Annotated in this window: 23 protein-coding genes; 9 read left to right on the top strand and 14 right to left on the bottom strand. The window is 38.3% G+C overall.

Going from position 1 to position 26,938, the window contains the following annotated elements; all coding sequences use genetic code 11:
• Nucleotides 1-563: 563 nt before the first annotated feature.
• Together UXI14_RS10260 and rpsO are read right to left on the bottom strand one after the other, a co-directional pair.
• Nucleotides 564-2,771 (bottom strand): polyribonucleotide nucleotidyltransferase, encoded by a 2,208-nt coding sequence (locus UXI14_RS10260; RefSeq protein ID WP_335966059.1) that lies wholly within the window; start codon nt 2,769-2,771, stop codon nt 564-566.
• A 291-nt stretch (nt 2,772-3,062) separates the two neighbouring features.
• Nucleotides 3,063-3,332, bottom strand: coding sequence for a 30S ribosomal protein S15 (gene rpsO / locus UXI14_RS10255; RefSeq protein ID WP_277898006.1), 270 nt, complete (start codon nt 3,330-3,332; stop codon nt 3,063-3,065).
• Between the two features lie 154 nt (nt 3,333-3,486).
• Here rpsO and UXI14_RS10250 point away from each other — a divergent pair, with 154 nt between their 5' ends.
• On the top strand, nt 3,487-4,350 hold the full coding sequence (locus UXI14_RS10250) for a hypothetical protein (RefSeq protein ID WP_335966058.1): 864 nt from the start codon (nt 3,487-3,489) through the stop codon (nt 4,348-4,350).
• A gap of 101 nt (nt 4,351-4,451) precedes the next feature.
• Here the strand turns inward: UXI14_RS10250 and accD are convergent, their stop codons facing one another.
• The 3 genes from accD to UXI14_RS10235 all read right to left on the bottom strand — a co-directional run bounded on the left by accD (nt 4,452) and on the right by UXI14_RS10235 (nt 9,053).
• Nucleotides 4,452-5,309, bottom strand: a complete 858-nt coding sequence (accD, locus tag UXI14_RS10245; RefSeq protein ID WP_335966057.1) for an acetyl-CoA carboxylase, carboxyltransferase subunit beta — start codon at nt 5,307-5,309, stop codon at nt 4,452-4,454.
• A 61-nt stretch (nt 5,310-5,370) separates the two neighbouring features.
• On the bottom strand, nt 5,371-6,438 hold the full coding sequence (gene fbaA / locus UXI14_RS10240; protein ID WP_277898009.1) for a class II fructose-bisphosphate aldolase: 1,068 nt from the start codon (nt 6,436-6,438) through the stop codon (nt 5,371-5,373).
• Nucleotides 6,439-6,512: 74 nt separating this feature from the next.
• Entirely contained in the window at nt 6,513-9,053 is a 2,541-nt protein-coding gene (locus UXI14_RS10235; RefSeq protein ID WP_335966056.1) for a BamA/TamA family outer membrane protein, read from the bottom strand.
• Between the two features lie 43 nt (nt 9,054-9,096).
• Here UXI14_RS10235 and UXI14_RS10230 point away from each other — a divergent pair, with 43 nt between their 5' ends.
• A complete protein-coding gene (locus tag UXI14_RS10230; protein ID WP_335966055.1) occupies nt 9,097-9,822 on the top strand; it encodes an RNA methyltransferase in 726 nt (241 codons plus the stop codon).
• A 70-nt stretch (nt 9,823-9,892) separates the two neighbouring features.
• Here UXI14_RS10230 and UXI14_RS10225 read toward each other — a convergent pair whose 3' ends face one another.
• Together UXI14_RS10225 and ubiE are read right to left on the bottom strand one after the other, a co-directional pair.
• Entirely contained in the window at nt 9,893-10,603 is a 711-nt protein-coding gene (locus tag UXI14_RS10225; protein WP_277898012.1) for a porin family protein, read from the bottom strand.
• A 33-nt stretch (nt 10,604-10,636) separates the two neighbouring features.
• Nucleotides 10,637-11,368, bottom strand: a complete 732-nt coding sequence (gene ubiE, locus UXI14_RS10220) for a bifunctional demethylmenaquinone methyltransferase/2-methoxy-6-polyprenyl-1,4-benzoquinol methylase UbiE (protein WP_335966054.1) — start codon at nt 11,366-11,368, stop codon at nt 10,637-10,639.
• A gap of 127 nt (nt 11,369-11,495) precedes the next feature.
• On the opposite strand from ubiE, the gene trkA reads away from it, so the two are divergent.
• On the top strand, nt 11,496-12,845 hold the full coding sequence (trkA, locus tag UXI14_RS10215) for a Trk system potassium transporter TrkA (RefSeq protein WP_335966053.1): 1,350 nt from the start codon (nt 11,496-11,498) through the stop codon (nt 12,843-12,845).
• 44 nt (nt 12,846-12,889) lie between these two features.
• A complete protein-coding gene (locus tag UXI14_RS10210; protein WP_277903967.1) occupies nt 12,890-14,347 on the top strand; it encodes a potassium transporter TrkG in 1,458 nt (485 codons plus the stop codon).
• Nucleotides 14,348-14,534: 187 nt separating this feature from the next.
• On the opposite strand, the gene UXI14_RS10205 is transcribed toward UXI14_RS10210, so the two are convergent.
• Both UXI14_RS10205 and UXI14_RS10200 read right to left on the bottom strand, forming a co-directional pair.
• Nucleotides 14,535-15,722, bottom strand: coding sequence for a pyridoxal phosphate-dependent aminotransferase (locus tag UXI14_RS10205; protein WP_335966052.1), 1,188 nt, complete (start codon nt 15,720-15,722; stop codon nt 14,535-14,537).
• A gap of 15 nt (nt 15,723-15,737) precedes the next feature.
• On the bottom strand, nt 15,738-16,844 hold the full coding sequence (locus tag UXI14_RS10200; RefSeq protein ID WP_335966051.1) for an acyl-CoA desaturase: 1,107 nt from the start codon (nt 16,842-16,844) through the stop codon (nt 15,738-15,740).
• Between the two features lie 145 nt (nt 16,845-16,989).
• Here UXI14_RS10200 and rsmG point away from each other — a divergent pair, with 145 nt between their 5' ends.
• Nucleotides 16,990-17,631 carry a 16S rRNA (guanine(527)-N(7))-methyltransferase RsmG gene (rsmG, locus tag UXI14_RS10195; protein WP_335966050.1) on the top strand — a complete coding sequence of 214 codons (642 nt, stop codon included), beginning with the start codon at nt 16,990-16,992 and terminating at the stop codon, nt 17,629-17,631.
• A gap of 99 nt (nt 17,632-17,730) precedes the next feature.
• Here the strand turns inward: rsmG and UXI14_RS10190 are convergent, their stop codons facing one another.
• The 5 genes from UXI14_RS10190 to UXI14_RS10170 form a co-directional block, all read right to left on the bottom strand.
• Nucleotides 17,731-17,994 (bottom strand): hypothetical protein, encoded by a 264-nt coding sequence (locus UXI14_RS10190; protein WP_335966049.1) that lies wholly within the window; start codon nt 17,992-17,994, stop codon nt 17,731-17,733.
• Nucleotides 17,995-18,322: 328 nt separating this feature from the next.
• Nucleotides 18,323-19,948 (bottom strand): L-glutamate gamma-semialdehyde dehydrogenase, encoded by a 1,626-nt coding sequence (pruA, locus tag UXI14_RS10185; RefSeq protein ID WP_335966048.1) that lies wholly within the window; start codon nt 19,946-19,948, stop codon nt 18,323-18,325.
• A gap of 87 nt (nt 19,949-20,035) precedes the next feature.
• The gene (apaG, locus tag UXI14_RS10180; protein WP_277898021.1) at nt 20,036-20,422 is read right to left on the bottom strand and encodes a Co2+/Mg2+ efflux protein ApaG; all 387 of its coding nucleotides are present in this window, start codon (nt 20,420-20,422) and stop codon (nt 20,036-20,038) included.
• Nucleotides 20,423-20,424: 2 nt separating this feature from the next.
• Nucleotides 20,425-21,516, bottom strand: coding sequence for a DUF3667 domain-containing protein (locus UXI14_RS10175; protein WP_335966047.1), 1,092 nt, complete (start codon nt 21,514-21,516; stop codon nt 20,425-20,427).
• A gap of 14 nt (nt 21,517-21,530) precedes the next feature.
• The gene (locus tag UXI14_RS10170; protein WP_335966046.1) at nt 21,531-22,787 is read right to left on the bottom strand and encodes a DUF5103 domain-containing protein; all 1,257 of its coding nucleotides are present in this window, start codon (nt 22,785-22,787) and stop codon (nt 21,531-21,533) included.
• A gap of 161 nt (nt 22,788-22,948) precedes the next feature.
• Here UXI14_RS10170 and UXI14_RS10165 point away from each other — a divergent pair, with 161 nt between their 5' ends.
• The 4 genes from UXI14_RS10165 to UXI14_RS10150 are packed head-to-tail and all read left to right on the top strand — an operon-like array spanning nt 22,949 to nt 26,917.
• Nucleotides 22,949-24,292 (top strand): Na(+)-translocating NADH-quinone reductase subunit A, encoded by a 1,344-nt coding sequence (locus tag UXI14_RS10165; protein WP_335966044.1) that lies wholly within the window; start codon nt 22,949-22,951, stop codon nt 24,290-24,292.
• A 14-nt stretch (nt 24,293-24,306) separates the two neighbouring features.
• Nucleotides 24,307-25,464: an NADH:ubiquinone reductase (Na(+)-transporting) subunit B gene (locus UXI14_RS10160; protein ID WP_335966043.1), complete on the top strand. Its 1,158-nt coding sequence runs from the start codon at nt 24,307-24,309 to the stop codon at nt 25,462-25,464.
• A gap of 2 nt (nt 25,465-25,466) precedes the next feature.
• A complete protein-coding gene (gene nqrC / locus UXI14_RS10155) occupies nt 25,467-26,189 on the top strand; it encodes an NADH:ubiquinone reductase (Na(+)-transporting) subunit C (RefSeq protein WP_335966042.1) in 723 nt (240 codons plus the stop codon).
• Nucleotides 26,190-26,194: 5 nt separating this feature from the next.
• The gene (locus UXI14_RS10150; protein ID WP_277898027.1) at nt 26,195-26,917 is read left to right on the top strand and encodes an NADH:ubiquinone reductase (Na(+)-transporting) subunit D; all 723 of its coding nucleotides are present in this window, start codon (nt 26,195-26,197) and stop codon (nt 26,915-26,917) included.
• The last annotated feature ends 21 nt before the right edge of the window (nt 26,918-26,938 follow it).

Below are 26,938 nucleotides of genomic sequence, written 5' to 3'. Positions count from 1 at the left end.
GGCCCTCCTTTTTATAATTTATATGCTACTTGGATATTTGGACCTTAAGATAGGAATGGTTTGTTTAAGCCCAAACCATGGAATATCTAAGTCATGGATATCAATAGTGATCGCTAGTTTACACAGCAAAAAAATAATGGTTTAGAGGGTTCTGAAGAATACTCCATATAAATGCTTAAAATATTATTTTGTGTTTGCCTGAAGGGGGGTGTTGCGGATTAGATATTATAAAAGCTTTGATAAACCTCCCGAATTAATTTTTTGGCAGGACTCCGTTGGATAGAAATGAATGTTTTTTTTTATACTTTTTATTTTAGGATGTAGCGTATAGTTGCATGCTTTTTTGTTTAATGTACTGGATTTCACGGCCAGGGATTGCCGCAGCTACATGCCTGGCGGAAGCGTCAGGGGCGAGGAGCAATAGAGGAAAGCCAGACTACGCTGGAGGTGGGGACGGCATAAAAAACTCCCGAGAATAGGTGTTGCTGGTTTTTTGGAATAAAAAAAGTCCGGCTTGATGAAATACCGGACTTTCCCACACTTTAAAAAATTAAATAAATGCTTTAGTTTCTTCGAGGTTTTCTATCGCCTCTATGGTCTCTTGACCTGTTATCACGATTTCCATCCCTTTCGCGGGGTACTCTTTCTTTATAACCTTCTGGTTTTGGTATGAGTGCCTTTCTGGAAACTTTTTCCTTTCTTGTTTTAGGGTCAATGCCAAAGTATTTTACTTCGAACACATCGCCTAGATTAACTACATCGGTTACATTGTCCGTACGGTCCCATGCAAGCTCGGAGATATGGAGCAATACTTCATTGCCTGGAGCTTGGATATATTCTACTACAGCACCAAAATCAAGTACTTTAATGACTTTTACTTCATAGGTCTCTCCTTTTTCCGGCTTAAAGGTAATTGCTTCTATTTTTGCTAAAACTGCATCGATACCCGCTTGGTCAGTACCAAGAATCTCGACAACTCCTTGTTCATCCACCTCTTCGATAACAATTTCGGTTTTGGTGGCTTTTTGTAGTTCTTGAATTACTTTTCCGCCAGGTCCAATAAGCGCGCCAATGAAATCTCCTGGAATGGTAACGGTAACCATTTTAGGGGCATGTGCTTTCACGCTTTGGTTTGGAGCTGCAATAGTGTCTGTAAGTTTTTCCAAGATATGTAACCTACCATCTTTGGCCTGGTTTAGTGCTTTCTCTAGAATTTCATAAGAAAGGCCTTTTATTTTAATATCCATTTGGCATGCTGTAATTCCGTCTGCCGTACCGGTTACTTTAAAATCCATATCACCTAAATGATCTTCATCACCTAAAATATCGGATAATACAGCATACTTTTCACCATCGGTAATAAGGCCCATTGCGATACCCGATACTGGTTTTTTAAGCTGAACACCTGCATCCATTAATGCCATTGTCCCGGAACAAACGGTAGCCATAGAGGAAGATCCGTTTGATTCTAATACTTCCGAAACAACCCTTACAGTGTAGGGGCAATCAGCAGGAATCATGTTCTTTAAAGCTCTTTGTGCAAGGTTTCCATGGCCGACTTCCCTACGGGATGTTCCTCTTAATGGTCGTGCTTCTCCGGTTGAAAATGGAGGGAAGTTATAATGTAAATAGAATTTTTCTTCAGATTGTTCTGTAGGCAGATCGATTACATTGGCCTGTTTGGAAGTGCCTAAGGTAACTGTTGCCAAGGCTTGTGTCTCGCCTCTGGTAAAAATAGAAGATCCATGGGTTGATGGTAAATAATTAACTTCGCACCAAATTGGGCGGATATCGGTTGTTTTTCTACCGTCCAAACGGATGTTTTCTTCCAGAATAAGATTTCTAACGGCTTCTTTTTGTGCCTTACTGAAATATTTACCAATAAGTTCGCCAACTTCTTCCAGCTCTTCTTCGGTATACCAAGCTTCTATTTCTTCTTTTATAACGGCAAATTTTTCGCCTCTTTCTTGTTTAGAAGTATCCTCTTTTGCTACGGCATAACATTTGCTGTACGCAAACTCCTGTATTTTGGTTGCCAAGGCTTCATCTTCGAGTTCAGACTCGTATTCGCGGGTTTCTTTTTTACCTACTTTTTCTACTAACCTTTTTTGTGCCTCACATTGTGTTTTAATGGCTTCATGGGCAAATTTTATGGCATCGGCCATTTCTTTTTCAGAAACTTCGTGCATTTCACCTTCTACCATGGCCACAGAATCTTCTGAAGCACCAACCATCATGTCAATATCGGCTTTTTCCAGTTGCTGTTTGCTCGGGTTGATGATGAACTCTCCATCAACTCTGGCAACTCTTACTTCAGAAATAGGATATTCAAAAGGAATGTCCGACAATTGTATGCATGTAGATGCTGCAAGGCCTGCCAATGCATCGGGCATTACATTTTCGTCATGAGACATTAACTGGATCATTACCTGTGTTTCTGCGTGGTAGTCTTTTGGAAAAAGGGGTCTTAATACGCGGTCTACCAAACGCATGGTCAATACTTCGCTGTCGCTCGGTCTAGCCTCCCGCTTAAAGAAGCCTCCGGGAAAACGCCCGGCTGCGGCAAATTTTTCTCTGTAGTCTACGGTTAATGGTAAAAAGTCAATACCGGGATTGGCACTTCTTGCAGATACCACTGTAGCTAATAGCATGGCATCTCCCATTTTTACTACAACAGATCCATCTGCTTGTTTTGCTAATTTTCCCGTTTCTAGAGAAATGGTCCTTCCATCCCCTAAATCAATAATTTCTTGTTTTACTTCAGGAATCATATAGTTTTTTAATTGTCCTGCGCAAAGCAGGTTGTTAAACAATGGGTTCCGTGTTTTTCAACGGAGTAGTTGTGTTGTTGTAGTTGTTGTTACCCAATGAAAAACTATTAAATTTAAGCTTTTTTGTATGCTTTATGCGTACGTGTTGTGTTATAATTTATTACTGCTAAAGTAGTGATTTTTAGCTTTTATAGTATGGTAATAAACTATTTTTCAATTAAAGAGAAAGTGTTTATTTATACATATAAAGTCCAGAAAAATAATAAAGGGGGCGAATTGCCCCCTTATATCTTACTTTCTTAATCCTAATTCTTTGACGATTGCACGATATCTTTCAATATCTTTTTTCTTCAAATAATCAAGTAGGCTTCTTCTTTTACCTACTAACCTAACCAATGAACGCTCTGTGTTAAAATCTTTACGATTCTTTTTCAAGTGTCCTGTTAAGTGGTTAATTCTGTGGGTGAACAAAGCAATTTGTCCTTCTGCAGACCCGGTGTTTTTTTCGTCACCGCTATATTTTTTAAATATGTCTGCCTTTACTTCTTTAGCTAAATACATGCCAATATTTATTTAAATGATTCTTATGTATTTGATAGGCTCTCTATCATTGGGCGCAAAGATAGCAATAATTTTAATTTCTGTTCGTTTTTGTAGTGTAAATATTTCAATAGAAATAGAAACCAAATTTAGTATTAATTTTAATTTTTGCCTTATGAAATCTTTTTTTAGAAATGCATTAATGATCCTACTGCCTACTACATTGATTATTTCTTGTAATGATGATGATTCCAATGGTAACCCTGATGGTTCTTCTCCGGAAGCAATTACTCCTGCTGAAGTGCAAACTTCTATGGAGGCCGAAGATGTTTCAGGTGATATAGACAACGTGGTTGATTTTATGGTCGTGGCCGATTTAGGCGATACATCCGCTAAAAGTGATGCGCTAGCATCGAAGGGATGGTTGCCCGATTGCTATACCATAAGTACTGAAGCCACTAGCGACAGTTTTATTACAACGCTCGATTTTGGCGAAGGTTGCGAAATGCCGGATGGCAAAATGCTTGGCGGAATGTTAACGCTAAGTTATCTTAAGGAAACCGATTCGACTTCGCATACCAGAACCTCCGAGGTTACTTTTGAAAACTTTACGGTAGACTCTGTTACCGTGAATGGTATGAAAACGTATCAGCATACTTTCTCTCAGGAAGAAAACCCAACGTCTTCTGTTGTTACAGATATTACTTTGACATGGGAAGACGATACTTCCATGGCGGTTTCTTCTGAAAAAACCAGGGAATGGGTAAAAGGTTTTGATAACGGTACCTGGGGAGACAGTGCTTTTTTAATTACGGGAAACGCCTCTGTTACAAATAGGGAAGGAGTTGTGTTTACTAGTGATATTAGCACACCTTTAAGAGCCGAATTGTCCTGCGACCATTTGGTGAGCGGTGTTATTGATTTTAGTAAAGACGATGCAACGGCCCAACTTGATTACGGCGATGGAACTTGTGATGACAAGGCGATGTTTACGGGGACCGATGGCGAAACCGTAGAGATAACCTTGGAGAAGAAATAGTAATAATAAAACAGCTCTTTTTGAGCGAACAAAGAGTGAAGAAAATAAAAAATCCGTAAAGCAATTGTTTTACGGATTTTTTTGTGGGTTGTATAAAGCTTTTAAACCCTTATAGGTTTGTTCTGTATAAGGTCTATGTACTGATTTATCTTGTTTTTTAGGTCTTTTCTGTGGGTGATAAAATCTAAAAAGCCATGCTCCAATAAAAACTCTGAAGTTTGAAAATCTTCGGGCAAGTCTTTTCCGGTAGCCTCTTTAACTACACGTGGCCCCGCAAAACCGATTAAAGCACCTGGCTCGGCAATATTAATGTCCCCCAACATAGCATATGATGCTGTTGTTCCACCGGTGGTTGGATCGGTACATAATGAAATATATGGGATTCCCAAATCTGAAAGTTGGGCTAATTTGGCCGAAGTTTTTGCTAACTGCATTAATGATAATGCTGCTTCCATCATACGGGCTCCCCCTGATTTTGAAATCATTAAGAAAGGAGTTTTCTTTTTAATGGAATAATCAATGGCGCGGGCAATTTTTTCTCCAACAACACTTCCCATGGATCCGCCTATAAAAGAAAAATCCATACATGCTATAACCAAATCCTTTCCTTTGGATTTACCTACGGCAGTTCTTACGGCATCTTTTAAATTTGTTTTTTCTTGGGCCTGCTTAAGCCTGTCTGAATATTTTTTGGTGTCAACAAAGCTCAAAGGGTCTTTAGATTCGAGGTTTGGGTCCAGTTCTTTAAACTTGTTGTCATCAAATAGGATAGAGAAATACTCTTTACTACCAATCCTAACATGGTAATCGTCCTCTGGACTTACATAAAAATTTTTAGCAAGCTCGTCGGCTTCTACTATTTTTCCGGTAGGCGACTTATACCACAACCCTTTTGGGGTGTCTTTTTTTTCTTCGGTAGTGGTTTGTATACCTTTTTCTTTTCTTTTGAACCAAGCCATATTCTTCGTATAATTAAAATAAACATCCGGAAGAAGAACTTCCGGATGCACAATCAGTTTATTATAACGTATTTACGTTGTTTAAATCTTCAAAAGCCTTTTTAAGTCTGGTGATGAAGGTTTTTTCGCCTTCCCGTACCCAAACTCTTGGGTCGTAATGTTTTTTATTTGGGGAATCCGGTCCTTCGGGGTTACCAATTTGAGCCCCTAGATAATCGACCTTATTGGCCATATAGTCCCTAATTCCTTCTAAATATGCATATTGAAGGTCTGTATCGATGTTCATTTTGATAACTCCGTAACCAATAGCTTCCCTGATTTCTTCTACGGTAGATCCTGAACCACCGTGAAATACAAAGTCGATGCTGTTATGTGGCACATTGTATTTTTCTGATATATATTCTTGAGAATTCTTTAAAATCTTAGGAGTAAGTTTTACGTTCCCAGGCTTGTACACTCCGTGAACATTTCCAAAGGCTGCTGCAATGGTAAAGCGGGGTGATACTTTGGAAAGTTCTTCGTAGGCATAGCCAACCTCTTCTGGCTGTGTGTATAGTTTAGAATCGTCTACATCGGTATTGTCAACGCCATCTTCTTCACCTCCGGTTATACCCAGTTCAATTTCCAGGGTCATTCCCATTTTGTGCATTCGGGCCAAATATTTTTTACAGGTTTCGATGTTTTCTTCGATAGGCTCTTCAGATAAATCAATCATATGGGAGCTAAACAAAGGCTTCCCTGTTTCTTTAAAATGCTTTTCGCTGGCATCTAGCATACCGTCTACCCAAGGTAATAGTTTTTGGGCGCAATGGTCTGTATGCAAAATTACCGGAACACCATATTTCTCGGCCAATTCGTGTACGTGTTTGGCTCCGGCCACAGCTCCGGCCACAGCCGATTGTTGTCCTTCGTTGGATAAACCTTTTCCTGCATTAAACTGAGCGCCGCCATTAGAAAACTGGATAATAACGGGGGAGTTTAACGTTGCAGCAGTTTCAAGTACCGCATTAATGCTGCTGCTACCAATTACGTTAACAGCCGGAAGTGCAAATCCCTTTTCTTTGGCATAGTTAAAGATATTTTGTACTTCATCTCCTGTGGCTACACCTGGTTTAATGTTATGACTCATAAAATTTAAGTTTCGAATTTATATTTAGTTGTTTTATTAGTAATGCGTTTGCAAAAATAAGAAATTTAGATGGCTTAAAAGGGATAATTAATACCAATATTGTATACAGCATTGCCAAAATTATAGTCGGTAAACCATCTTTTACTTTTTTGATAAGAAGGGTCGTAAGTTTTAAAACCTATGTCGAAGCGTAAAACAAAGAAGTTAAAATCGTACCTGATACCAAAACCGGTCCCCAGTGCTATTTCGCTTAATGAACTAATGCCTTCAAAAACTGCGGCTTCATCGTCTACGTCGTCAAGAAAGTTCCATATGTTGCCCGCATCGGCAAATAAGGCGCCTTTAAAATCCCCGATTAAATTAAACCGATATTCCAAATTGAAGGCCAATTTTAGGTTTGCTTCATTAAAATCGTTAATGTTGTCGGTCCTTCCCGGCCCCAATGAGTATGGTTGCCATGCCCTGTTGTCGTTTGAGCCCCCGGCAAAATAGCTTCGTATAAACGGTATGTTGTCCGCATTTCCATAAGGAATGGCCATTCCTACAAAACTCCGGAACGCAAGTACGTTACTTCTGGATAACCGCCAATATTTGATATAATCGAGCTCGGTTTTTACATATTGAGAATATTGTACCCCAAAAATAAGGTTGTCGCCGTTTTCGTTTTTGTCGAAATTTAGAATAGGCGCCATTGCCGATAACAAGTTTCCGGCAAATTCTATTTTACCTCTAAATTGAAAAAAATTATTGTCGTTAAAATTCCTGCGGTTATTAATAAAGTAGGTGTAGTTGCTGGCAAAGATTAAATTATTGGCCGTGAGTCGTTCCCGCTGATCTTCAACCCGGGATACTTCGTTTCGGTCGTCTGTGGAAGTGCTTATGTTTCCGTCAAGTACATCGTTTGTAAAGCCGGTTGTACCTTCGGGGATAATCAAATTGCCATTTTCGTCATAATAAGCAGGGTCTGCTTGACCGGCATATTTGGTCCCTACGTCATTTAAGTCCTCATAACTGTTGTCGTACACATCGTAATAACGGTCTGTGTTTAGGTTTTTAACATATTGAACATTAATTAATTCCAGAAAGTTTTTGCGTTTGGTGTTGGGGTTCCATTTGTAACGCAGGATCCCGTTTAAGGTCTGCTTGTCCAGACCAATATTTTTTTGCAACGTGGCACCTACCGAAAAGCGGGTTTCCGGAGCCATGGATTTTGGTATGTATTTATCGGTATTGAACGGAAAGAATATCCGTGGAAAGTTAAGCCCGACATCTGCACCAAACTCTGCAATATTAAAAAAACCGCTGTCCTGTCCATCAAAATCGGACGAAGAACCGAAGGTTCCCCTAAAAGCAATGTCCAATGTTTCTGCGCCCCTAAAAATATTTCGGCTAATTAGTGAGATACTTGGAGAAATACCAATGTCTTGAATATTGGAATGTACAACGTCCGAACTAAAACTAAGCGAGAACCGCGGCCTTGGCGCTAAATAAATATTTGTGTTTAATTGATTGTCGGTACTATCTACATATACATAATTTATATTTGGGTACTTAAAAACCTTTAAATTGCTTATCTGTCTGGCCGTAAGCGACCTCTCGGAATCTTTATAAACATTCCCCGGTAGAATGGCAATGGCATCGGTCAAGGCTTTTGGCCTGTATTTTAACTTGTCCTTAAAATAGATATTGTATCCATCATATTGAATGGATTGCAGGCTAGATATGTCATCGTTAAAAGAATAGTCGGCAAAAATATTTACATTTTTTATGTGATGCACTTTATAGGCCACTTCATCCAAAGAATCCCCGTCGCGCTCGGGAACGTTGTCGATGTCTACCTGAACGGGCATTTTTTGATCTTTTCCCAGCGTAGTATCCCGTTGAATATCGAAACTAATGGAATTGGGCTGAAATTTATAAATACCATTATTCGAAAAAATAGTGGTTAAGCGTTCTTTTTCTGCTTGAAAATTGTCCAGGTCAAAACGTTGTCCCGGCCGTATCCTGGAAAAACGTTTGTATCGTTCGTAAATAGAATCCAGGTCTTTGGATGGGATAGCCGTGGAAATACTGTCTATATAATATGCGGGCCCGGTTTTAAGGCGATAGTTAACAACTGCCCTTTTTTCTTTTTGGCCCGTTGTGTCCACCTCATATTCTACTATATTATTAAAATACCCCTTTGTGTCGTAATAGAGCTCTAGCCTTTCTGCCGATTTTTTAGTCTTGTTCTCATCTATAATTACGGGGGCTTCACCGGTTTTCATCAACCAGTTGTTAAAATTTATTTTATAATCGGCAACCTGCACCAGTTGTTTTTTGGATATAATCCTTTCGAATAGATTGATATCTTTTAAAGCGGTGTCCAGTTTTGCAACATAAAAAGAATCCGGGTTTTCCCTGGCAAGGTTGTACAGTGCCAACCGCCCCATATTATTGGGTCTTTGCGAAAGCAATCCTGCAACTTCTTCGTCTTTTATTTTTTCGCCATTTACAAGGATATTGTTCTTGGAAAGTAAATATTGATCATCTTTTACCCTTTTTACGGCATTACATGAGCTTATAAATAGTATTACAATAAATAATACTGTTATTTTTACAAAAAAATCTCTCAAGCGGGCAATTAATTAAATTTAACGTCAAAAATACATTATTTGGATGGTTAGCAAAAGCGAAATAAAACTTATAACGAGCCTACAACAAAAAAAGTATCGTATTAAGCATGGCCTTTTTATTGCTGAGGGGATAAAGGTAATTAATGAATTTTTGAATTCTAATTTTAAGCTGCACAAAATTTTTGCAACAGAAAAGGGTCTTTTTGATGATGATTTTGCCGTGGAGCAGATTACCAAAGATGAATTGAAGAAGCTTAGTGCTTTGAAAACGCCAAGCAATACATTGGCCGTTTTTTATATAAAGGAAACCAATCCATGCCCAGATCATGAAGGCTTGGTAGTTGCATTAGACGATGTGCGGGATCCCGGGAACCTGGGCACCATTATTAGGATGTGTGATTGGTTTGGTATAGAAAACCTGATATGCAGCGCCAATACTGTAGATTGCTATAACCCAAAGGTAATTCAAGCTTCAATGGGGTCGCTAACAAGGGTAAACATAATTTATTTAGACCTGGAACATTATTTAAAAGAGACACAAAAACCTGTTTTTTGTGCCACCATGGAGGGAATGAATATTTATAAAACCGAAGTGGGGAACAATGCAATCCTGATAATGGGCAATGAAGCAAATGGTATTTCTCCTTCGATACTTTCTTTAGTAAGCAAACAGGTAAGTATTCCCCGTTTTGGAAAGCTTCAGGCAACCGAAAGTTTAAACGTAGCTACGGCAACGGCAATTTTACTGAGCGAGTTTAAGCGAAGGTGATTTAACAGTTTAAGGAGTTAATAAGGGAAGGTCCCGTTTTCTTATTAATTAATTATCCGGCAATCAATAACTATTCAAAAGTAAAATTAATAAAAACACCTCTTGAATACATGCCATCAATGTTGGATGTCCAAGGACTATTGGGGTCATTGTCCGGAATTAATTCATCTGTGAGGGCAAATACACCTCTAATGGAAGGTGAAAATTTAAAATAATACAGGTAAAAATCGATTCCAAAACCTATCTCATAATAATAGGTGGTCTTTTTCATACGGAATGTTCCGGTTTCGTTGTCTTCGGCACTATCTTGGCTACTGCTTAAATTGAGAGAGGTTGAAACCCCGCCAACTATATAGGGTTTAAAATTCCCAAGACGTTTGGTACTTACTTTCAACAAGAGAGGCACATGTATGTATGTAGATTTAACTTCTCTTAAAAAATCACGTTCGTCTGAAAACCCGGGAAACCCAAGATCGCGTTGGGTATAATATAGTCCGGGTTCCAACCGTAAATCAAAATAATCATTAATACGAAGTTCTCCAATGAGCCCTACATTAAAACCTATGTTTTTGGCAACCAAGACATCGGTTTTATTTTGAGCTGGATCATACTCTTTATAGTCAAATTTAAAATCGTATTGATTGAACCCTAAAAAATATCCCCAATTTATACGTTTTTTATCTTCATTTTCTAGGTTGAGAATGGGGTGTTCGTTAAACTGAGCGAATAACGTATGGCAATTGCATAGTAAAACCGGTAAAAAAAACAATACTTTTTTCATGGTCTAGGTTAAGATATTCAATATCAATATTAGTTATTTAAATGCTTTATAGATAGTTGCAACTCCAAAAGTTTGCGGTTTATCTTCCACACTTATAAACCCAATTTTACGCAAAATATTGTTGAATTCATCACCAAAAGGAAAAACAGATGCAGATTTCGACAAATATGCATAGGCCGATCGGTCTTTTGAAAACAATTTTCCTATGGTTGGCAATAGGGTTCTTGTATAAATGTTATAGCCTTGTTTATATGGGGGTTTTGTAGGGACAGAGGTTTCTAAAACCACAAAAACACCTCCCTTTTTAAGCACGCGGAATATCTCGGATAGACCCTTTTCAAGATCTTCAAAATTTCTTACCCCAAAGGCTACCGTAATTGCATCAAAGGAATTATCATCAAAGGGCAAGGCTTCGCTGTCTCCAAGAACCATTTCAATTTTGCTGGTTAAACTCTTTTCAGCAACCTTTTGTTTTCCTACTTCGAGCATACCGGCAGAAATATCCAGACCAACAATTTTTTGGGCATTGGTTTTTAGGGCCATGTTAATGGCAAGGTCGCCGGTCCCGGTGGCAATATCCAAAATACTTTCGGGATTGGTGCCATTTATCATGGCCACCACTTTTCCCCTCCATTTTACGTCGATGCCAAATGAAATAACTCTGTTCAATCCGTCATATTTTCCCGAAATGGTATCAAACATCTGGGTAACCTGTTGCTTTTTACCTAGTTGAGAATCTTCATAAGGTGTAATCTTTTTCTCCATCTGTAAAATTTAGACAAATATACTATTTAGAATTCATCTTGTCGAGTTAATTTTATAAATGGCTGACAATCTATTGAACTAATAATAATTAATATATATTTGTAAGGTAAATTGTTTACAAAAATAAATGAAAATAATTATTGCAGGTGCTGGTGAGGTAGGCTTTCATTTGGCAAAGCTTTTGTCGTACGAATCACAAGACATAACGCTTATCGACAATGAAAAAGAGAGCTTGAATTATGCCGATACCCATTTAGATATTAAAGTGCTAAGAGGTGATGCAACTTCTGTGTCTGTTTTAAAGGAAGCCAGGGTTGATTCTTCCGACCTTGTTATTGGCGTAACCGCATCTGAAACTACAAATATTACCCTTTGTTTACTTGCAAAGCAATTGGGATGTAAACGTACCATTGCCAGAATATCCAATACCGAGTTCATTCATAATAAAGATGAAATAAAATTTGACAAACTTGGTATTGATGAGTTGATTTCGCCCGAAAAACTGGCTTCTGAAGAAATCCAGCTATTACTCGACCAATCTGCTTTTAACGATAGTTATGAATTTGAAGAAGGGGCCCTCATTATGGTAGGGACTTCCTTGCAGCGGACGGCCCCTTTTGTGGGGAAAACCGTACAAGAAGCCGCTAATATTTTTCCCAAACTGCATTTTATGCCCATAGCAATACAGCGGTTTGGTACACAATACACCTTAATCCCAAGAGGTGATGCATATTTTAAGGAAGGCGACCAAGCATATTTTGTTACCCTCAAGAAAGGTGTGGACGAATTGTACAAGCTTACTGGAAAAACCAAAGAAGACATTAAGAATGTAATGATTCTGGGCGGGAGCAAAGTAGGATTTAAAACAGCAAAAAATCTTTGTAAAAGTAAATTCAGGGTGAAGCTTATTGAAAAAGACAAAAATAAAGCTTTCGACCTGGCCGATGAATTGCCCAATGCATTAATAATTAATGGAGACGGAAGGAATGTAGACTTACTTGAAGAAGAAAATATTAGCGATATGGATGCTTTTATTGCCGTTACCGGGAATTCTGAGACTAATATTATGTCCTGTTTAATGGCAAAATCTAAAAATATTAAAAAGACAATCGCGCTTGTCGAGAACATGGATTATTTTCAGTTATCACAATCCATTGGAATAGATACCCTTATCAATAAAAAATTATTGGCCGCAAACAATATATTTAGGCACATCAGGAAAGGCGAAGTGGTAGCCTTGACCAAATTGAACAATTTAAATGCAGAAATGCTGGAGTTTATAGTAAAACCATCTTCTGCGGTAACTGGTAAAATTATAAAAGACCTGGATTTTCCCCGTTCTGCAATTATTGGGGGCGTAATACGAAATGGAAAGGGCATTATTGCATTGGGGGATTTTAAAATTGAAGCAGGAGACAGGGTTGTGGTTTGTTGTTTGCCGAGGTCTATTTCCAGGGTAGAAAAACTTTTCTTATAACTTTCTTCATGAAAAGGCTCAACACTAAAATAATATTTCATTTTATGGGCTTGCTTTTACTTTGCAATGGTGGGTTTATGTTGTTGGCCTCCATTGTAAGCGGTATATACAGGGACGGGGCAACACTGGAAATAAGCTTTGCAGGCATTACGACTGTTTTAATAGGGGTTTTGCTGATGTTTGTTACGCACAATCATAAAAAGGAGATAAAAAAACGCGATGGCTATATTATTGTTTCCTTCGGATGGATATTTATGACACTTTCGGGAATGTTCCCTTATCTATTTACCGGAGCCATACCAAGTGTTACCAATGCTTTTTTTGAAACAATGAGTGGCTACACCACAACGGGAGCCTCTATTTTAAACGATATTGAAGTACTGCCCGAAGGGATTCTTTTTTGGAGAAGCACCACGCACTGGATAGGGGGCATGGGAATTATTGTTTTGGCAATAGCCATATTGCCTTTATTAGGCATTGGCGGGATGCAGCTTTTTGCTGCGGAGGCACCCGGTCCAAGCGCAGATAAGCTTCACCCCAGAATTACCGATACCGCAAAAAGACTGTGGTTTATATATGTGGGCTATACTTTTGCAGAAACATTATTGTTGAAATTGGCCGGGATGGATTTTTTTGATGCTATTAACCATGCAATGGCAACCCTTTCCACCGGAGGTTTTTCTACAAAAAATGCAAGTTTGGCCTATTGGAACGATAATCCGCTTATTCAATATATCGTTGTATTTTTCATGTTCGTGGCAGGAGCCAATTTTATATTGAGCTATTTTGCTTTTAAAGGTAGAGTGAAAAAGGTTTTTGAAGATTACGAGTTTCGTTTTTATGGTTTGCTGGTACTTTGTGTAAGCATTGTAGCAGCACTTGTTATTTATTTAAAAGCGAATGTCCCTGTTAGCGAATACCATCCCATGGTATTGGGAGCTGCCGAAAGTTCTTTTAGGCATGCAATGTTTCAGGTAATTTCCGTAGTTACGACCACGGGGTTTGTATCGGCCGATTATACAAGTTGGACACCTTTTTTGACCATTGTTTTTTTCGGATTGATGTTCGTTGGTGGGTCGGCAGGTTCAACGGCCGGGGGCGTAAAAGTAGTAAGGCATTTATTAATGATAAAAAACGGCTTGCTGGAATTTAAGCGCACGCTACATCCTAATGCCATCATTCCGGTGCGTTACAACAAAAAAACGGTACCTGAAAAAATTATATACAACATCCTTGGCTTCTTTATTATTTATATGCTGTTGTTTATAATTGGTGCGGTAGTATTGGGGTTGTTGGGCTTGGACTTCGAGTCGGCCATCGGTGGGGCTGCATCTTCTTTAGGAAATATTGGCCCAGCTTTGGGATCATTGCATCCGCTCACTAATTATGATTCGCTTCCCATACTTGGGAAATGGTGGTGCTCTTTTTTAATGCTCTTGGGGAGATTGGAGCTTTTTACGGTGTTGATTTTGTTTTCGCCTTTCTTTTGGAAACGAACATAGCAAGAAAAAAATTCAGCCAAATTCATAAAAAGGGGGTTTTTCCCCTTACCTATTTCTACAGGTTTTATGATATTTGTTAAAAGTCTTTGCCATCAAGGCAATGATGAAAGTTTGAGGGAATTAAGAAAAAAATGCGAAGCCTTGGCTTCGCATTTTTATTTTTAAAAACTATTTTGTTTAAGCGGTATCAAGAAAGTGCTTCTTTTATTCTTTTGATGGCTTCTTTAAGCTCGGCTTCTGAAGCAGCATAAGAAATCCTGATGCAGTTGGGGTTACCAAAAGCTTCACCTGTAACCGTAGCTACATTTGCTTCTTCTAAAAGAAGTAATGAAAAATCTGATGCATTCTCTATTTTTTTACCTTTAATTGTTTTTCCGAAGAAATAAGATATGTTTGGAAAGACATAAAAGGCGCCTTCCGGTACATTTAGTTGAAAACCTTCTATTTCACCTAAAAGACGAAGTACTAGATCCCTTCTTTCATGAAATTTGTCTATCATGTATTTAATTTTGCTCACCGGGGCTTCCAGCGCGGTTATGGTTGCCCGTTGTGCAATACAGTTGGCACCACTGGTAATTTGACCTTGCATTTTATTGCATGCCCGGGCAATCCAGTCGGGAGCGCCTATGTAGCCAATTCTCCATCCTGTCATGGCAAAGGCCTTGGAGACTCCGTTTACGGTTACCGTCCTGTCGTACATTCCATCAATAGAAGCAATGCTTGTATGCCCGTCGCCAAAATTTATGTGTTCGTAAATTTCATCTGAAACAACAATGATGTTTGGGTGCTTTCTCAGTACAGCGGCAAGCGATTCTAATTCTTCTTTACTGTAGACGGAACCACTTGGATTGCACGGGGAGCTGTACCAGATCATTTTTGTCTTTGGGGTAATGGCTGCTTCCAATTGTTCGGCAGTCATTTTAAAGTCGTTTTCAATAGAAGTTTGAACTTCTACAGGGACACCCTCGGCAATTTTCACGATATCAGAATAACTAACCCAGTACGGTGCCGGCAAAATTACTTCGTCGCCCGGATTGATAACGGCCAAGGCTACATTGGCCAATGATTGCTTGGCGCCCGTAGAAACTACAATTTGATTTGGTGTATAATTAAGTCCGTTATCTCTTTTAAATTTGTTAATGATGGCTTCTTTTAAATCAGCATAACCATCAACCGGGGAATAGCTGTTGTAATTTTGGTCAATGGCCTCTTTGGCCGCATCTTTAATAAAGTCTGGCGTATTAAAGTCTGGTTCGCCCAAACTTAAACCAATTATATCTTTCCCTTCGGCCCTCAACTCCCTTGCTTTTGCTGCCATGGCAAGAGTTGCGGAAGTTGCCATGTTTAAAACTCTTTCAGATAATTGTTGTGTCATAAAAAAGATTGTTGTTTAATTATAAACATATGTAGGCTTTTCGCCTAACGCTTTTAAGTGTTTAAAGTGCGAAATTATGGCTTTTCTTGTAGTTTTATACTCGTAATAAGGTAAATTAAACTCTTTTGCCGTTTCTCTAACAATTTTCGCAATATTTGTGTAATGTACATGGCTAATATTAGGGAAAATATGATGTTCTACCTGATGGTTTAAACCGCCAGTAAACCAGTTTACAATTTTATTTTTTGTAGAAAAATTGGTCGTGGTGAACAATTGATGAATTGCCCATGTATTTTTTATGGTGCCCGTTTCATCGGGGATAAATGTGGTGGCTTCGTCTACAATATGGGCCAATTGAAATACAATACTTAAAATAAGCCCGGCGGTATAGTGCATTACAAAAAAGCCGATAAGGACTTTCCACCAAGCAAGCTCTATAAAGAACATTGGGATTGCAATCCATACCATAATGTAGATGATTTTGGTAATGATGAGCACGCTCCATTCTTTGGCGGGGTTTGGGAATTTTCCGTAAGACAGCTTTCGTTTCATGTAGCGTCTCATTTGTTTAAAATCGGTCGTAATGGCCCAATTAAGTGTTAACAGCCCATAAAGAAAAACAGAATAGTAATGCTGAAATTTATGAAAACGCCTCCACTTTGAATGTTTGCTGAAGCGGATAATCCTTCCGGCATCCAAATCTTCGTCGTGCCCGGGAATGTTTGTATAGGTATGGTGCAGTACGTTGTGTTGTACTTTCCAGTTGTATACGTTTCCAGCAAGTATGTATATGCTTGCCCCCATTATTTTATTGATCCATTTTTTAGAAGAGTACGATCCGTGATTGCCATCGTGCATGACATTCATTCCAACACCGGCCATTCCAATACCAATAACAATGGTGAGCAATAATTGTATCCATTGGTTCATGTTGATGGTCAAAATTAAAAAATAAGGAGTAAGGAAAATGGCAAACATAATAGCCGTTTTTAAGTAAAGTTTCCAGTTCCCGGTTTTTTTAATATTTTTTTCCTTGAAATATAAATTGACCCTGGAATTTAAAGTTTTAAAAAACTTGGCAGGGTCTTTTCTCGAAAATTTAATTGTATTGTACGTTTTCATAAATTGTTGTAACATTTATATCCTTCATCATTAAAATACAAGGAATTGTAAGTTGACAAAAATAGAAATAATAAAAGTGTCTAACACTGTAAAAAGTTTAAAAGTGCATGTTTTATTGCCTATTTTTGTTAAAATTTTTAAAAAGATGACTGCGCAAATTATAAAAAAATATTTTCCCTCAATTACTGACGATCAATTTGATAAATTTAGCGAACTCGAAAATTTATACAAAGATTGGAACAGTAAAATTAATGTAATTAGCAGGAAAGATATAGACGAATTGTATGTGCGCCATGTATTGCATTCTTTGGGGATAGCAAAAGTACAGCCTTTTAATCGCGGCGCCTCTATTTTGGACGTAGGAACTGGCGGCGGTTTTCCCGGCATTCCTTTGGCTATTTTATTTCCTGAAGCAGAATTTATGTTAATCGATGCCATTGGCAAAAAAATTAATGTTGTTAACGAAGTAGTTGCAGGTTTGGGGCTGCAAAATGTTACCGCCGAACAAGTACGTGCCGAGAATGTAAAAGAGCAGTTTGATTTTATTGTGAGCAGGGCCGTTACCAACATGCCTGATTTTGTAAAATGGGTTAAGGGAAAAACCAAGAAAGAATCCAACCACAGATTGAAAAATGGTATTTTATACCTCAAAGGAGGGGACTTGTCTGAAGAATTAGCAGTGTACCAGACTGCCATAATATTTTCCCTTCCCGATTATTTTGATGAAGATTTTTATGAAACCAAGAAAGTGGTTTACCTCCCTCTAAAATATACAGGAAGGAAATAGGAATGTTTTTTAATGATTTTAATAAAAAATCGGCTCATAAACATAGGTTTAAGAGCCGAAAAGAGTATCTTTTTTAGATAGCCGGTAACCGGGCTGACGTTAAATTTTCAGCATAGAATGGTATGTATATCTCCAACTTTTTAAGAAATGATGGATATACTGCACTTTACGGCTTAAAAAACTTGGTTTTGGTTTTTTTTGAAGCTTGTCTTCAAAGTCCTTTATTTTCCTGAGCAAAATGTTTTTGTTTTTGGCAATAAAGATCCGTTCTATTTCAGTTTCCTTTGCTTTTTTGTTGCTTGAGGTATCCAAAATAGAGTATTTAATGCTTAAAATACAACGTTTGTCATCTTCTTTCATCATGATTTCATTTTAAGTTTAAAATTCAAATATAATAAATATTTACATTAAAATTACATTTTGATAACATTAAATTAACATTAAGCTTATAATTTACTGAATTTCAGTAGTTTAAACTTTATAAAACTTGTAATTAAAAACAATGTACTCCTCCTTTGGAGCAGTCAAGAGGCTATGGAGTGTATCGCTTTCATAATTGGCGATCGATTGGTTCGATCTTGACATTAACCATTATGTTATGACTAATAATAGATGAAGAATCAGTATTAATAAAAGAAAACCCTTGAAAAATTAATCTCAAGGGTTTTTATGGTGATTATGTTCCTAGGGATTATCCTAAAAACGGATATCTGTAATCTACAGGGGTAACAAAGGTTTCCTTAATAAGCCTTGGTGATACCCAACGCAATAAGTTTTGAGATGATCCTGCTTTGTCGTTGGTTCCAGATGCCCTGGCGCCACCAAATGGCTGTTGGCCAACTACCGCGCCTGTAGGTTTATCGTTTATATAAAAATTTCCAGCACAGTTTTCGAGCGTTCTTGTTGCTTCTTCAATAGTGTACCTATCTGAAGAAAAAACAGCGCCTGTTAATCCATACTCGGAAGTGTTGTCTACAAGTTCTAAGGTTTCGCTCCACTTTTTGTCTTCATATACATAAACGGTAACAACGGGCCCAAAAAGTTCTGTTGTCATGGTTTTGTACCGTGGATCGGTTGTAACGATAACGGTTGGGTGCACAAAGTACCCTTTGGATTTATCATAGGTGCCACCTACGTAAATTTCTGCTTCGTTGTCTTTTTTTGCTTGGTCAATATAGCTTGCAAGTTTATCAAAAGAACCTTCATGGATTACAGCGGTAATAAAGTTCTCCATGTTGTTGGGAGCTCCAATTTTGAAAGATTCAACATCTACTTTTACGTAATCCAGAATTTCAGTTGCAATAGATTTTGGCAGATAGACCCTTGAGGCAGCACTACATTTTTGTCCTTGAAATTCAAAAGCACCACGTGTAATGGCTGTGGCTACTTGTTTTGGGTTTGCAGATGGATGTGCAACAATAAAATCTTTTCCACCTGTTTCACCAACAATTCTAGGATATGTTTTGTAGGTGTCGATGTTGTCCCCGATTTTTTTCCAGATACCTTTAAATACCTTGGTTGAACCGGTAAAGTGTATTCCTGCAAAATCTGGACTGGCCAACACAGTATTGGTAATCATTTCGGGGTCGCCATATACTACATTGATTACCCCGTCTGGTAATCCGGCTTCTTTAAATATATCTACAATAATTTTTGCAGAATAGATTTGGCTATCGCTTGGTTTCCAAACAACAACATTCCCCATCATGGCAGCACTGGCTGGTAAATTCCCGGCAATAGCCGTAAAGTTGAACGGCGTTACGGCATATACAAATCCTTCCAAAGGCCTGTATTCCACACGGTTCCATATGCCTTCGTCTGACTCTGGCTGATCGTCGTAGATTTTTGCCATGTACTCGATGTTGAATTTCAAGAAATCGATCAACTCACAAGCCGAATCGATTTCGGCCTGATGGATGTTTTTAGACTGAGCTATCATTGTAGCGGCATTTATTTTGGCCCTGTACGGACCTGCAATTAAATCTGCTGCTTTTAAGAAAATAGCTGCCCGTTGTTCCCAACTTAGGGCGGCCCATTTTTTTCGGGCTTCTAGATTGTTTGCAATTGCCTTTTCAATATGAGATTTTTCGGCCAAATGGTACTGCCCCACAATATGTTGGTGGTCGTGAGGAGGAGATAAAGGCTTGGTATTGCCTGTTTTTATTTCCTCGCTGCCAATGTAAAGTGGAACATCAACTTTGCTGTTGAAAAATTCATCATACTGTTTTAATACAGCCTCTCTTTCTGGGGAGCCCGGCGCATAAGTTTTAACGGGTTCGTTAACTGCCGCAGGGACATGAAAAAAGCCTTTTCCCATACTTTTTGATTTAAACATTAAATTTGCCCCCAAAGGTACTAAATGCCATAGGGTTTAAAAAGTAAAATTGTGTTAAAGGGGATTTCTTTAGTTCAAGGCAAAAGGAGCGTGTAGTTTAAAAGTAGGGATAATTACCCTAAAGCGTCTCGTGGAAGTAAAGTTTACCATATTATAATGACCCCGCATGGCCCCGATGGGCGATGTTAACAAACAGCCAGAGCTGTACGTGTGGGATTCGCCGGGCTTTAAAACCGGTTTTTTGCCAATAACGCCATCGCCGTCTACTATCTCGACTTCGTTGAGGGCATCAAATATTTGCCAGTGCCTTGAAGTAAGCTGTACAGAGTCTTTGCTTTGGTTTTCAATGGTAATCTTGTAACCAAAAGCATAGTGCATTTTATAGTTCTTGAAGAAAGTTCCTTCAAAACTGGTTTTTACCGTAATCTTTATGCCTTTGGTTATTTGTGTAATCATAGTTAATAAGTGAGTGCACTTACAAATAAAATCATGGAAAACGAAAACAAGGCTAAAATAAGAAAAATAGTATTAAGATATATAAATTTAACAATTGTTTTGAATCTTTTCTCCTTGTAAAAGCCTCGCATTGATTTATATAGATAAAGCAGGAATACTATTAAGGCTATCCAATGAAGGTTTATATTGAAAAACCATTTTATAAGGAAGGTTATAATGAGCAAGAGGATGAAAAGGGTCTGTGTATGAAAGCTGAAAATTAAATGGTCTATGTAGTAAAACTTCTGCTTTGGGTAAACCAGCCATATAAAAATGGAAAAAACGGGCAGGTAAAAGAAGATTACAAATGGTAGCTTTGAAACCAGATTTTCAAAAAAACTCCCCGGATGATGATAAGATTTATATGAGCTTTTTGCAATGCTGAAAGCAGTTTTGTTTTCTAGGGTGCTCTCTATTTTTAAGCGTGAAAGTGCATCTTCGTACTGGCGGTATTTTTTTGCTTGTATGCCATTAAAAAAATATACTGTTTTATCGTATATGCTATTGAACATAGGTTTTTGTTCAAGTTCGGCAAAATAGGCTTTTGGATCGAGGTCTAAATTGTCGTTTTTTTCTTTAGGACTGTATTTTGTTATTAGAGAGTCTATTAAAGCCGTATCCTCTTTATTTGTGCTGGCATCTTTTATTTGCTGAAGCGTTGTTTCAATATGTAAACTGTCCTGAAGGAGCTCGTTGTTCCAAAACTCGTCAATACTGCTAAAGTCGCTATTGTAGCTTATCATCAGAAAATATAAAATGGTAATGCTGAAAAAGAATCGGAAAGGGTTGGTGTAGGTGGCTCTTTTTCCCTTTATGAATTCTGATGTAATTTTTCCTGGTCTTAAAATAAGTGCGGTAAGCGTTTTCCTCAGCTTTGAGTCATAAGAGAAAACGCTGCCCATTAATTCCTCGGTTATGTCGAAAACAGAAATCTTTTTGGTGCTGTTTAATTGTCCGCAATTTGGGCAAAAACGATCGCTGCTTTCAAGGGGGATTTTACAATTAAGGCATTGTGTGCCCCTGTATTTTAACTCAGACCGGGTTGTGTTGTCCATATAATGAAAAGGTGTTAGTTGGAAATATCTGTGGACGAGGCACTTCCTATGCCAATAATGCTGTCGTAATTGTTGCCAAATTCACGGTAGTAAACTAAAATGGTATAAGTGTTTTCGGTTTGCCAAAAATTTCCGCAGATAAAGTTGAGATCGGTAATGCCTTGGTCGTTTACTTTTATAAATTTATAGTTGTAAAAACCTTGTTTTAATAAAATGGCCGTATTGAGTGTATTGGTTTCTTCGTTAAACTTAAGCAGGTTTTCATCTGTTAGGGTGTAATTGTTGAATTTTCCATAGACATATATTTTGTCCAGGCCAATGGTATTGTTATATTCCAGGCTAAAGCGTATAAAAGAATAATCGGCTTCGCGGTCGGGGTTTTGGCCGGTGCCATCAATACTCCTAATATAAAAGTCGCCATTAATGTCGGGGTTGTATGTGTAAGGTTTGTCCTTTCTTATTTCATTGGTATAAAGGTAATGGTTGTACCTATTGGTAAGCTTCACTGTTGCAATGCTGTTATTTGCAACCCTGATTTCTTTGGTGTCGAACCAAAAATATTCGTTCCCCCCTTCAAAAGTGGCTTCTTTATCGTATTTGTATATTAGTTGGTTTCCTGAGATAAACTGGGGTTTTAGCCCTGTAATCATGGTAGAGAAGTTGCTGTTTTTTATAAGGGCGACTTTAACTTCCTGTTGTGGGTTTACAAGTTCATAATCTGGTGAATTAATAAAAAACTCCAAGCGTTGGGCCTTGTCGATAATGTCAAAATTACGGGATCTCTTGGTAACCGCACCTACTTGGACAAGCTCTTTGTAAACAGCAAAACGTCGCGAAAATATAACTTCACCGGTATTGTCTACAACTTTTAAAATATAATTTCCAGTTACCTTAAACTTAGTTTGCTGGTTGGGGAGCGTTAACTTATAATTAGTGTAAGGTTGAATGGTGGAGAGCGAGTTTTGGTAGCGCATGATACGCTGGTCGTCGATTCCGTCTAGAAATTGAGACTTTAAAAGCTTGGAAGGGGACCAATCATAATTGCAGTGTTCAATTTTATAATAATAATCTTTCTCATCGGCATACAGATCGTCAAAGGTCAAATTAATGCTTTCCCCTATTTTTACAATAGGAAATTGATCGCCTTCATAGCTCGATTTAAACACGATTGATTTAATGTTTGCCGGGGGGGCTATTTCTTTTTGAACTTGTGCCGTGCATATATTGCCCAATAACAAGATAAAAGCGAAAACCTTATAGTTGAAAATCATTGTCGTTGTCCATTGTTTGGGCTAAAGATACACAAAATACCAACTGTGTTGGTGTTGATTGTTAAAGCACTGAAAAATATAGGTTTTTATTATGCGAACTATGTTTTAATTATTAAATTTGCACGAATTTTTGAGTTAACTAATTTCATTAGATAGATAGCATGTCAAACGACATTAAGATTAGAAAAGGCTTAGATATTAAGCTGAAAGGCGAGGCGGAAAAACTAGTTTCTGATGCGCCAAGATCTAAAAACTTCGCTATTAAGCCTACCGATTTTCATGGTGTTACGCCAAAAATGGTTATCAAGGAAGGTGAGTCTGTTAAAGCCGGAGATACTATTTTTTATTCAAAGTACAGCGACAGGGTAAAGTTTGTTTCGCCCGTTAGCGGAACTTTGAAAGAAATCCGAAGAGGGGCAAAACGAAGAATTTTAGAGGTCGTAATCGAAGCTGATTCAGCCGACACTTACAAGGAATTTGGTCAAAAGGACGTTGAAAAAATGTCTGGAGATGAAGTAAAGGAGCATTTGCTGGAAGGCGGATGTTGGCCATTCATCAAACAAAGGCCATACGATATTGTAGCAAACCCGGAAGATGCCCCCAAAGCAATCTTTATTTCAGGGCTTTCAACGGCGCCATTGGCCGCCGATGTTGAGTTTGTCCTGGAAAAAAGAAAAGAAGAGTTTCAGTTCGGGCTTCAGGCAATATCGAAACTTACCACAGGCAAAACCCACCTCTGCGTAGACAAAAAGTCCGCTTCGTTTTTAAACGAAGTAAAGGGCGTTCAGCTACACACGGTTTCAGGCCCCCATCCTGCTGGGAATGTTGGTGTTCAAATTCACCACATAGATCCCATTAACTCAGGAGAACGCGTTTGGGTTGTAAGCCCGGAAGATGTGGCAATTATAGGCTCCTTTTTTAAAACAGGAAAGTTCGATGCCACCCGTGTTGTTGCCGTAGCAGGGACCGAAGCTCCAAAAGCACAGTATTTCAGGTTTAAAATAGGTGCTAATGTAAAAGACATTATAGGTCAGGTACCGGCTAATGTCCGTATTATCAGTGGAGATGTGCTTACCGGAGATAGAATATCTAACGATGGTTTTATTGGTTATTACAGTAGCACAATTTCCCTAATTCCAGAAGGAAATACCTATAGAATGTTTGGATGGTTGCCTTTTAAAGACAACAATATCCCAAGTATGTCCAAAACTTCTTTGTCTTGGCTGTTCCCGAATAAAAAATATAAGGTGGACACCAATTTAAACGGCGAAGAAAGGGCATTGGTTGTTACAGGGGAGATGGAGAAAGTAATGCCAATGGACATATACCCAATGCAACTTCTTAAAGAATGTATGGTATTAAATATAGAGAAAATGGAAAATCTGGGGATCTATGAAGTGGCTCCCGAAGATTTTGCATTGGTAGACTATGTTAATACTTCTAAGCTTGAAGCACAAGCCATTATCAGGGAAGCTTTAGATGTAATGATAAAAGAAGTTGGTTAAATAAAACGTAAGATATGAACGCTTTAAGAAAAAAGTTAGATCAACTAAAAAAACCTTTTAACAAAGGGGAGAAATGGGAGAAATATGCTCCCGCAATCAATGCATTCGATACTTTTTTATTTGTGCCCAACCATACCACAAAAAAGGGAGCGCACATTCGTGATGCAGTAGATTTAAAAAGAACAATGATTACCGTAGTTATAGCTTTGTTGCCTGCCTTAATTTACGGGATATACAATACAGGCTACCAGCATTTTTCACAATTGGGTGAAGCATTTACGTTTATGGATGCATTTACACATGGTTTGTGGAAGATATTGCCTATGATTGCAGTTTCATATATAGTAGGTCTTGGTATTGAATTTATTTTTGCCATTTACAGAGGCCATGAAGTAAACGAAGGGTTCTTGGTAACCGGATTGTTGGTGCCAATGATTATGCCGATAGACATTCCTTTATGGATGGTTGGCGTTTCAGTAGCTTTTGCCGTTTTAATTGGTAAAGAGGCTTTTGGAGGAACCGGGATGAATATTTTAAACCCTGCATTAACTGCAAGGGTTTTTGCATTCTTTGCATATCCTACTTTTATGTCTGGAAATAAAGTATGGGTCTCTGACGCTAGTAAAATCGATGCTATTTCGGGAGAAACAATTTTAGGTACTTTGGCTGCCGGAAAAGACGTGCATTACAGTATGTGGAATATGTTTGAAGGAGCCATTCCAGGATCAATTGCAGAAACATCTACTTTGTGGATTCTATTTGGAGCCGCCATTTTAGTGCTTACCGGAGTAGGAAGCTGGAGAATTATGGCTGGCGGGGTAATAGGTGGAGCATTTATGGGCTTCCTTTTCAATCTATGGGGAGCAAATGATTTAATGTCCTTTCCTTGGTACCAGCAATTAATTGTTGGAGGATTTGCCTTTGGTATTGTCTTCATGGCCACCGATCCCGTATCTGCCGCCCAGACACAAAAAGGAAAATGGATATACGGAATCCTTATCGGGATATTCTGTATCATGATCCGTGTTTTCAACCCGGCATATCCAGAAGGGGTAATGTTAGCAATTTTATTAATGAACGTCTTTGCGCCGACCATAGACCATTATGTAATTCAGGCTAATATCAAAAGAAGAAAGAAACGTTTATCTGCCGTTAAGGTAAAATCAGCTTAATTATGAATAGAGATAGTAACGCATATACATTTATATTCGCAACTATAATGGTTGTTGTAGTAGCATCTGCACTTGCATTTGCCGCTACTTCCTTACAGCCTAAGCAAGCTGCAAATATTAAAATAGAGAAGATGCAAAACATCTTGTCTACCATAGGGGTCACAGCAACTAAAGAAGATGCAGAAGAAACCTATAAAAAATACATTACAGAAGAGGTTGCCCTCAACAGCAAAGGAGAAGTGGTAACAGATGTAGATCCTTTTAAAGTAGACCTTGCAAAAGAGCTTAAAAAAGATGAGGGGAAACAACGCTTTCCATTATATATTGCAGATGTGGAAGGCAAGAAATATTATGTTATACCACTACGTGGAGCCGGATTATGGGATGCCATTTGGGGATATATTTCTTTAGAAGATGATGTAAATACCGTTAAAGGAGCAGTTTTTGATCATAAAGGCGAAACTCCCGGACTGGGTGGTGAGATTACACAAGCTTGGTTTCAACAACGGTTCCAAAACGAGAAGATATATGATGAATCTGGAAATTTTGTAGGAATTACAGTTCAAAAAGGATATTCAGGTGGAGACAATAAAGACGACAATGCAGTTGATGCTATTTCCGGGGCTACCATTACCGGAAACGGTGTAACGGCAATGATACACAACAGGTTGGAATATTACCTTCCATACCTAAAGGAACAAAATACTAAAGTAGCTTTAAAATAAATATTATGGCTGACACTGAAAACAAAAAAGAGAAATCTCCCGTGGTGCTTTTTGTTGCTGAAGAAAAAGAACCACTTTTCTCTAAGAAAAACAGAAAATTATTAACAGATCCTTTAAACGACGATAATCCGATTACCGTACAGGTATTGGGTATTTGTTCTGCATTGGCAATTACGGTTCAGCTAAAACCTTCTATCGTAATGGCCATTGCTGTATTGGTGGTAGTTGCTGCCAGTAACGTTATTGTATCGCTTTTAAGGAACTTAATCCCTAACAGGATCAGGATTATTGTTCAATTGGTGGTAGTGGCCGCTTTGGTAATCTTGGTTAACGAGGTGCTCAAGGCCTATGCCTACGACGTGAGTAAGGAACTTTCGGTTTTCGTTGGGTTGATTATTACCAACTGTATTGTAATGGGCCGTTTGGAGGCCTTTGCCTTGGGGAACGGACCCTGGAAGTCTTTCCTTGACGGAATTGGAAACGCAGCCGGTTATGGAATGATATTAATTATCGTAGCGTTTTTTAGGGAACTTTTGGGTTCTGGAAAATTGTTTGGTTTTGAGGTTCTTGGACATAAAGGGGTAACCATTGCCGAGTCTACAGGATTGTACGCTCTAGGATATCAAAATAACGGTTTAATGCTGTTATCGCCAGCCGCCTTATTGGTTGTTGGTATTATTATTTGGGTACAGCGTTCCAGAAACCGTAAGTTAATAGAAAAACATTAAGCATCAGACTTTAAAAAATAT

It is taken from the genome of Galbibacter sp. PAP.153, from assembly GCF_037029175.1.
Lineage (GTDB): Bacteria > Bacteroidota > Bacteroidia > Flavobacteriales > Flavobacteriaceae > Galbibacter > Galbibacter pacificus.
The sequence above is the reverse complement of the archived record's forward strand: the minus strand, read 5'-3'. Positions and strand labels throughout refer to the sequence as shown.

Coding starts and splice junctions, on each gene's coding strand:
- fbaA (WP_277898009.1), bottom strand. CDS start 6,438: ATGAGTCATAACATTAAACCAGGTGTAGCCACAGGAGATGAAGTACAA.
- UXI14_RS10200 (WP_335966051.1), bottom strand. CDS start 16,844: ATGAAAACGTACAATACAATTAAATTTTCGAGAAAAGACCCTGCCAAG.
- trkA (WP_335966053.1), top strand. CDS start 11,496: ATGAAAATAATTATTGCAGGTGCTGGTGAGGTAGGCTTTCATTTGGCA.
- rpsO (WP_277898006.1), bottom strand. CDS start 3,332: ATGTATTTAGCTAAAGAAGTAAAGGCAGACATATTTAAAAAATATAGC.
- rsmG (WP_335966050.1), top strand. CDS start 16,990: ATGACTGCGCAAATTATAAAAAAATATTTTCCCTCAATTACTGACGAT.
- UXI14_RS10230 (WP_335966055.1), top strand. CDS start 9,097: ATGGTTAGCAAAAGCGAAATAAAACTTATAACGAGCCTACAACAAAAA.
- UXI14_RS10170 (WP_335966046.1), bottom strand. CDS start 22,787: ATGATTTTCAACTATAAGGTTTTCGCTTTTATCTTGTTATTGGGCAAT.
- pruA (WP_335966048.1), bottom strand. CDS start 19,948: ATGGGAAAAGGCTTTTTTCATGTCCCTGCGGCAGTTAACGAACCCGTT.
- UXI14_RS10190 (WP_335966049.1), bottom strand. CDS start 17,994: ATGATGAAAGAAGATGACAAACGTTGTATTTTAAGCATTAAATACTCT.
- apaG (WP_277898021.1), bottom strand. CDS start 20,422: ATGATTACACAAATAACCAAAGGCATAAAGATTACGGTAAAAACCAGT.
- UXI14_RS10225 (WP_277898012.1), bottom strand. CDS start 10,603: ATGAAAAAAGTATTGTTTTTTTTACCGGTTTTACTATGCAATTGCCAT.
- UXI14_RS10150 (WP_277898027.1), top strand. CDS start 26,195: ATGGCTGACACTGAAAACAAAAAAGAGAAATCTCCCGTGGTGCTTTTT.
- UXI14_RS10160 (WP_335966043.1), top strand. CDS start 24,307: ATGAACGCTTTAAGAAAAAAGTTAGATCAACTAAAAAAACCTTTTAAC.
- UXI14_RS10175 (WP_335966047.1), bottom strand. CDS start 21,516: ATGGACAACACAACCCGGTCTGAGTTAAAATACAGGGGCACACAATGC.
- UXI14_RS10210 (WP_277903967.1), top strand. CDS start 12,890: ATGGGCTTGCTTTTACTTTGCAATGGTGGGTTTATGTTGTTGGCCTCC.
- UXI14_RS10165 (WP_335966044.1), top strand. CDS start 22,949: ATGTCAAACGACATTAAGATTAGAAAAGGCTTAGATATTAAGCTGAAA.
- UXI14_RS10250 (WP_335966058.1), top strand. CDS start 3,487: ATGAAATCTTTTTTTAGAAATGCATTAATGATCCTACTGCCTACTACA.
- accD (WP_335966057.1), bottom strand. CDS start 5,309: ATGGCTTGGTTCAAAAGAAAAGAAAAAGGTATACAAACCACTACCGAA.
- nqrC (WP_335966042.1), top strand. CDS start 25,467: ATGAATAGAGATAGTAACGCATATACATTTATATTCGCAACTATAATG.
- UXI14_RS10260 (WP_335966059.1), bottom strand. CDS start 2,771: ATGATTCCTGAAGTAAAACAAGAAATTATTGATTTAGGGGATGGAAGG.
- ubiE (WP_335966054.1), bottom strand. CDS start 11,368: ATGGAGAAAAAGATTACACCTTATGAAGATTCTCAACTAGGTAAAAAG.
- UXI14_RS10205 (WP_335966052.1), bottom strand. CDS start 15,722: ATGACACAACAATTATCTGAAAGAGTTTTAAACATGGCAACTTCCGCA.